The 7,479-nt window shown below is 37.3% G+C and carries 6 protein-coding genes and 2 pseudogenes; all 8 read right to left on the bottom strand.

The annotated features are described in order from the left end of the window. Nucleotides 1-132 precede the first annotated feature (132 nt). Nucleotides 133-372 (bottom strand): annotated as a pseudogene (locus IM319_RS17270) (Uma2 family endonuclease); the annotation flags it as partial. 255 nt (nucleotides 373-627) lie between these two features. Further along, the gene (locus IM319_RS17265; RefSeq protein WP_287732575.1) at nucleotides 628-1,530 is read right to left on the bottom strand and encodes an NAD-dependent epimerase/dehydratase family protein; all 903 of its coding nucleotides are present in this window, start codon (nucleotides 1,528-1,530) and stop codon (nucleotides 628-630) included. Beyond that, a complete protein-coding gene (locus IM319_RS17260) occupies nucleotides 1,520-2,632 on the bottom strand; it encodes a glycosyltransferase family 4 protein (protein ID WP_287736408.1) in 1,113 nt (370 codons plus the stop codon). Before IM319_RS17260 ends, IM319_RS17265 begins: the two co-directional genes overlap by 11 nt. Nucleotides 2,633-2,683: 51 nt before the next feature. Beyond that, nucleotides 2,684-3,760 (bottom strand): glycosyltransferase family 4 protein, encoded by a 1,077-nt coding sequence (locus tag IM319_RS17255; protein WP_287736407.1) that lies wholly within the window; start codon nucleotides 3,758-3,760, stop codon nucleotides 2,684-2,686. A 60-nt stretch (nucleotides 3,761-3,820) separates the two neighbouring features. Then, nucleotides 3,821-4,774 carry a methyltransferase domain-containing protein gene (locus tag IM319_RS17250; protein WP_287736406.1) on the bottom strand — a complete coding sequence of 318 codons (954 nt, stop codon included), beginning with the start codon at nucleotides 4,772-4,774 and terminating at the stop codon, nucleotides 3,821-3,823. A gap of 16 nt (nucleotides 4,775-4,790) precedes the next feature. Beyond that, a complete protein-coding gene (locus IM319_RS17245; RefSeq protein WP_287736405.1) occupies nucleotides 4,791-5,672 on the bottom strand; it encodes a class I SAM-dependent methyltransferase in 882 nt (293 codons plus the stop codon). Between the two features lie 73 nt (nucleotides 5,673-5,745). Next, nucleotides 5,746-6,756 carry a glycosyltransferase family 2 protein gene (locus tag IM319_RS17240; RefSeq protein WP_287736404.1) on the bottom strand — a complete coding sequence of 337 codons (1,011 nt, stop codon included), beginning with the start codon at nucleotides 6,754-6,756 and terminating at the stop codon, nucleotides 5,746-5,748. Nucleotides 6,757-7,183: 427 nt separating this feature from the next. Continuing rightward, nucleotides 7,184-7,479 (bottom strand): annotated as a pseudogene (locus IM319_RS17235) (Uma2 family endonuclease); the annotation flags it as partial.

Here is a 7,479-nt window from a genome sequence, read left to right as displayed (position 1 = left end):
ATAATTTCTTCGCAGGAGGATGTCAAAAAAGCAGTTATGACAAATCCATCGTTCTTTAGTTCTTTATAGATGACGACCGCGTCTTTTCTTGAGATAACAGTTTTCGGATAATGTTTTAGTGCTATTAGCTCATCAGTCCATAAAACGCTCTCGATAGCGTTGAAGCAATGCTTCTAAATCCTCAGCCCGCATTCTTTCCTGTTGGGCCCGCATTATTTCCTGTTCAGTTAGCTCTGACTCTGTGGGCAGTAAATCGCCGGCAAAAGTCGCCCAACGCAACCACACTGCCTCGACTCCCTTATACTCCCCTTGCCAGCGTACCAAAGTCAACCCTAGCCTTTGACTGAACAATCTTTCTCCCGTCTCTAAGGATTAGACGGAATTGAAGCGGACATTTTAAGGGATAATCGCGCTATGCAGATGATAGCCGCTAAAGTGGGGTTTTCTCTCCATAAAACTGCCGATTTTGTCAAAGCGGAACTTGAATTATGAGGCCTTTTTGACAAGCTGAACACTAATTTTCTGGCTGAATGTTTCGGGCTAATCCTTGCTCTAAAGTAAAGGGAGGTTGCCAATTCAGGGTTTTTTGAATATGGCTAGAGTCAAGACAAAAATTGATTTAATTAGTTAAATTATGCCTTGGGAGCGCATTAATTCTATCTCTTGTTGTAGTCCGACTTCTAGAGTACGAGGAGTAAACCCTAAATCCCTTTTAGCTTCTTCGTGGGAATAAGCTTTGTCTTCTTGTAATCGCAAGATTTGTTCTCGTCGCACGGGTGACTTTTTACCTAATGTATTTTCTAATAGAGTAGCCGACCAAATGCCAAATTTTAAAGGAAAAGATAGGGGTCGTACCGATTTTCCTAATAACTTTTCTACCAATAAAATTAACTGACGGAAGGAAACAATACTACCTCCGGAAAGATCGTAAGCACCTTTTATATTAGGACATTCCCAGACTTTTAACAACATCTGGGCAATGTCATCAGCGTGAACTGGTTGTAACAGGTTATCCCCAGAGCCAAAAATGGGAAAGAATCCGTAGCGGTGACAGAATTTAATCAATTTGTGTAAGTTTTTATCTTGGGGAGAACCATAAATCATTGTCGGTCTCAGGAGACCATAAGAACCAGCATATTGTTGTAAATAGCTTTCTGCTTTTTTATACTCGGCAGAATATTCATTATATTTTGAATACACTCCCGTGGTTCCGATGATAATTAATCGGGGAGTTTGTTGGAATTTTTTTAGACTATTAAGTATGGTTGGTACTTGTCGAAGCTGGACGAGATGGATAATGGTTTGAAAATTATTTTCACTAAAAATTTGCTGCCAAGTTTCTGGAATCGAGCTATCACCAATATGATAGATTATGGGTAATCCTAGACTATCTAACATACTGCGATCGCTAGTAGGGCGAATTAAACAATGTATTTCTATTTCAGGCTTAGTAGATGCCAAACGTTCCATGAAAAAACCACCTGGCAACCCTGTAGCACCTGTGATTAACAATTTATTCTCAATCATCATTTTTAGTCCTTTTCTCTAAAACTTGCTCATAAACCTGAAAGGTTTTTTCAAACATCTTCTTAAAAGTATATTCTGCTTCGTAGCGTTTGCGTCCTGCCGCTCCCATTTTAGTCCTGAACTGAGCATCTAGAACTAATTGTAATAGTCTCTGGTGTAAAGTGTTAACATCTCCCCGGGGTACAATATAACCTGTTATTCCTTCCATAATTGCTTCTGACGCTCCCCCAACATCGGACACAATCACTGGTAGTCCTGCTCTCATTGCTTCGATTGTGGTGCGAGGAAACCCTTCCCAATTAGATATTAAAGTAAATATTTGGGCTTGGGCTAATACTTCTGCTACATTGGTACGAAAGCCTAAAAAATTAATTCTGTCGATAATTTTTAGCTCCTTGGCTAAGGTTTTAATTTTTTCTAAATCCGGACCGTCTCCGACCAAATCTAAATGGGCTTCGGGAATATTTTGAAAGGCTTTCAGTAAGGTTACATGGTCTTTTTGCTGATCAAATCTTGCCACCATAACAATACGAACAGGGTTAGAATGACTAGGATTAGCTCTCAATTCTGCTGGTATATCTGGCATCCCATTATGTATGGTCAATAATCGATTGGGTTGCATACCAGTTTTTAGTCCAATTGATCGATCTTGTTCCGAAACACAGATAATTTTATTAGCTAAAGGTTCTGTGATTTTTTCTGACCACTGATAGATAGTTCGACTCGGCTCTGGTACACCTCCTGTAAAAGCCCAACCATGGGCGGTAAAAATACAAGGAGTCTTGCTTTTTCTGGCTGCTAATCGTCCTAAAATTCCCGCTTTACTAGAGTGAGTGCTGATAATATCTGGTTGGAATTCTGCAATAATTTTTTGAAGAAAATTTAAGGTTTTCCAGTCTTGAATTAAGTTAATTTTTTTGCCCAAGTATTGACAAGATACATTGTTTATGTGCTGTCCTTGCAAGTCATGATTGTAAATTCCTTTGATTCCAGTAACAACTAAGACTTGATGGTGAGAATCTTGGAGAAATTTCGCCAAATCCCGCACATGAACCTGTGCGCCCCCAACGGTATCCGCTCTAGTAATAACAAAAAGTATTTTCATTTCATGCACAGTTTAAACTCTTTATTTAGGGATAATTTTATGAGAACAAGTTTAAGTTTTTTTAACTTGGACAGCTGCCTGTAATAGCTGAAGCATCCTAGAAGCAGTTATTTTAATATTATACTTATCTTCGACAAGTTTTCTGCCCGCTAATCCCATGCTTTCCCTTAAATATCGATCATTTTTAAGTTTTTGAAAAGCTTGCAGCCATTCAGCTTGACTACTAGCGTGGAAACCGTTGATACCCTGCTCGATAATCTCGGCATTCACCCCTACTGGTGAACCAATAACTGGGCGACTAGATGCCATATATTGAATTAGTTTAAATCCGCATTTTCCTCGCTCAAATGGCGTATCAGTAAGGGGCATAATCCCTACATCAAATTGTTGCATCTCTTTCACCTCGGTTGCTTCTGACCAAGGCTTAATTTCTAAAGGGATATCCTCTATATTTGTCTCTTTGGCACCAATAGCAACGACTTTGGCACCACCATCTCGACAAATTTCTTTTAAAACAGGAGCTAGTTCTTTGATATAATTAAAAAACTTCAGTGGGGTTCCTATCCAGCCGATGGTAAAGACTTCATTTTGAGGAGCTTTTGATAAGGGATAGCGATCGAGATCGACGACGGTGGGTAATATTTCCACCCATTTAGCTCCTGCTTGTGTTGCTCTGTTAGCTAAGTAATCATTTCCCGCAATCACTAAGCGAGCATTCTGCATTACTCGATCGATTTTCTGTCCCAATAGCCATCTAACTACAGAAGCAGAATGTTGATCGTAACGGTGAAAAACTGCGTCATCATAGTCAACTACATAAGGTGTTCTTCCTCTGAGCAACAGTAATTCTAGCCAAGCTGGTAGCCAAGGTAATGCTTCCTTTTCTAACCAGATTAAATCGTATTTTTGAGATTTCAATAGCAGCGAAATTCTCTGTTGATAAGCAGATAATAATCTCGATAAAGGGTATTTTTTCCCTAAGTAGCGAGTTCTAAGATAATCATTATTTAATAAAGGAGCGGTCTCAACCTCTATTCCCTCTTTTTTCAAATAAGGCAAATATTGGTAGGTACGATAGCGGCTGCTAGCTCCCAAAGTATCGTAGCGACTGAATAACAAAACTTTCATCACTGTTGAGGATTTAATTAGATTATTTTCTTGTATAAACTGGAGAGTTGACGATATTCTCTAGGTATGGCGAAGATTATTAGCTCCCTGATATCTCTCAATAATCATTTGATCAGAAACTACTTTCTCAGAAGATTTTTCTCCTAAGAAATATGTACAAGAAGCTCCATCGAGAGCTTGAGGATTATTTTTGAATAGATAGTCAAAATATTTAAGCCAAGAAAACATTAATCTCACCATCGCTTTAGTTAATAATCTTGAGGTATTATTGCCAGTAAAACATAAAGCGAAATGTTCGATAGACCAGACTAAAACTGTTCCAGGTCCTGCCACTAAACCACTGGAAATTTCTGAAAAATAGTTAAACAAGCGCCGATGACCGGAGAGGGTATATCTGGTAAAATCATAGGCCCCTTCATGAACCTGCTGCATAAAGGGAATTTCTGAATAAATTACCCCACCATCTTTGAGAACTCTGTGCATTTCACTAACGACTTTTTCGGGGTAGAGAACGTGTTCTAAAACTGCTGTGGTAATAATACCATGAAAAACTTGGTCTTGAAAAGGAAGATCGTGAGCATCACAGAATAAATCGACATCTGCATTAACATCAACATCGGAATAGATCAATTTGATATTGCTATATTCTGACATTAACCTATCCAAATCTCTTTTCTGATTTCCTCCACCCACAACCAAGACATATGCTGGGGTAAACTTTTTTAAAGTCTGAGCGAAATTTTGAATCCTCTCAGCATGGTTGAATGCAATCGAGGGACTAGGGACAATTTTTGAGAATATATTTTTTTTCTCTTTTGAACTGTAATTAGTAACCGCATTAGTATAAAAAGAGGGAGAAAAAATTTCATTATCTTCTCGAATGAATACTGGTTTATTATTAATAATAGCAAATTCAGAACTACAGTTTTTGCAAATAATCTGATGATCGTCAAAAATTAATTGACTACTTTGGCACTTAGGGCATTGACTCAACGTCTCGATAAATTGATTCATTTTTTACTCCGATTGATTAGTTAAAAGTCTGTTTTTTCTCAAGAAACAAAGTTACACTGGCAACATACTTAAGAAAAAATATAGATAAAAACTCCAAGATAAATGAGCTATTATGGTTGGTATAAATTGATTTTGGTGTTCGTTTCATTTTTTTGTTTAGGTATAGTTGATAAAGTTCCCTCGTATATCTAAAAGATGTTCTTAAGTTAGATATTTTGCCCATCTTTAAAATCTCTTGGTAGCTAATATAGTTAGTAAAATAATGTAAATAATCCGTATGTTTTTCAGTCCAATCGTCCAAAGATATACCCGATTCTTTAGTCTGACTATGAAAAGTCCCTAAACCTAAAGTGCTTAAAAACTTAATGTTATCAAACAAAAAATCAAAATTTTTCACCTTATGAACCAAAGGTAAATGAATATGCCATTCCCAGAGAACGTCAGATAAGGGAAATAGATGTGCAGAGTATCCATTCATTGTTAATGTTCTAGATATCTCAAGAAAAAAAAGTATGTGATTCTTGACGTGTTCCACCACTTGGTTAGAAATAATTACATCAAAAAAATTATCTGGATATTGCCACTTTTCATCATCATACATTAAAGTTAGTCTTTCATGCCAATCTATCTCAGAAAAATTCTTTGATAGATTTTCAATTGTTTCATCCATAAACCCCTTTTTTTGAACACCATGATTAACCACGTCTAAACCATAGACTTTCCAATTAATATTTGGCTGTACACAGGGAAGATTTTTTGTCAAGTATGCAATCAATTGTCCGTTACCACACCCAACATCTAGAATTTTGACTTCTTGATGAGTTGAATGTCTGTAAGATTCAGTATTGATTATACTTAATAAATGTTGATAATTGCTACTATTTGCTGTACTCTGCATAGAAAGTGTCTAACTCCTTTAAATTGTTTATTGCTCAAATATGTTCATGCAAATATCGCTCGAATAAAAAGGATTATTCGCAGTCTTTTAAAACTTTTTTCAAGGTTTTGTAATCGGTATGTAAATGGATATTGTGTCTAACAACTAAACCTCGTACAGCCCCCCAAATCCAAGATAAAATCAGCCCACACAAACCAAAATTATCATAAATAACTCTAGCGTACTCCTGCTTACAATTCGCTAATTTTGAGTTATCTTGATAGGAACTGCTGGCACCACCAAGTCTAAAAAAAGCAATTGTAGATTTGTCTTTGATTGACGATGCACTCATCTTATAAATCTTTTGATTAAGATCGAAGTCAGCATATATTTTATATTTCGTGTTGAACGGAAGTTGAGCAAGTAAGTTTTTCTTAATGAATAGTCCTTGGGGACATAAAGTATTTTTTAACACAATCAATGGATTATATCTACTGATCCGTAGCTGACCGTTATCCATAATTACATTGCCATGAATTATGTCCGTATTGTTTAAACTTGCTTTCTGAATAGATTGGCTAGGTATATTTAACAATATATCATCGCTCCCCAAGTAGTAAATGTAATCTCCTTGACTCAATTTCCAGCCTTTATTCATCGCATCATATATACCTTCGTCAGGTTCGCTCAACCAATAATCTATCTGATCATCATACTTACGAATAATATCAATTGTGCTGTCAGTAGAACCTCCGTCTATAATAATGTACTCAACATTATTGTAAGACTGGCTAATGACACTCTGAATTGCTTGCTCTAAGTGCTTTTCTCCATTAAAAACTACCGTTATAATAGTAACCAGCGGAACCGCAAATTTTTCCGATAACTCACTTGTCTCCGTGTAGGAGTGCTTGAAATATCCCTTTGTTCTTAATCCCCCTTCTCCCTTGCGTTCTGGATTTGGTGGCAAAAATAAATGAGATTGCACTTTTGCAGAAGAATCGTTAATAATAGCAGGCCTCTCCACAGTTACTCGGCGAGTTGTAGAGAAGTTAGCATCTAGCTCGATAGTTTTTTTCTCTTGCAATGGTGGTTTTATTGTCATATCTTATCTTGATATTGGCAAGCTACAAGCGTTTTAATCGTAATTACAACTAGGTCAGTTTACAATTAGCTATATAGAATGAGAAAGATTATTCTAGCTCTCTCATACTTGCTAAAATACTATTAAACTAGCCTGCGGGTTATATCAGCTAATGTAATTAGCTAAAAAAATTAACTTTAAGATTTAGAGCCATTGTACCTGATGATGAACTTATTGTAAAGAAAATTTTTAACCAGCCAATACTAGAAAGCCAACGGCTCTCCCGATATAATGGGAAAAAATGTTCTCATCCTAAATCCGGTTATTAAAAACTGATTATTTATTCTCCCTTTTGCCTCTTGCCTCTTGCATGAGTGCCTCTCCTCATAAGTAGCCTATACTCAACGGATTTAGTATCATATCTTCTATTTAGCTTCCTGGAGAGTCATTATTCCGGCAAATCTCCAAAACGCTCTCGATAGCGTTGAAGCAATGCTTCTAAATCCTCAGCCCGCATTCTTTCCTGTTGGGCCCGCATTCTCTCCTGTTGGGCCCGCATTCTCTCCTGTTGGGCCCGCATTCTCTCCTGTTGGGCCCGCATTCTTTCCTGTTCGGTTAGCTCTGACTCCGTGGGCAGTAAATCGCCAGCAAAAGTCGCCCAACGCAACCACACTGCCTCGACTCCCTTATACTCCCCTTGCCAGCGTACCAAGGACAACCCTAGTCTTTGACTGAAAAATCTTT

This window comes from Microcystis sp. M113S1 (assembly GCF_020246945.1).
In the GTDB taxonomy this organism is placed as follows: domain Bacteria; phylum Cyanobacteriota; class Cyanobacteriia; order Cyanobacteriales; family Microcystaceae; genus Microcystis.
Note: the sequence above shows the minus strand (reverse complement) of the source record. Positions and strands in the feature narration are given on the sequence as shown.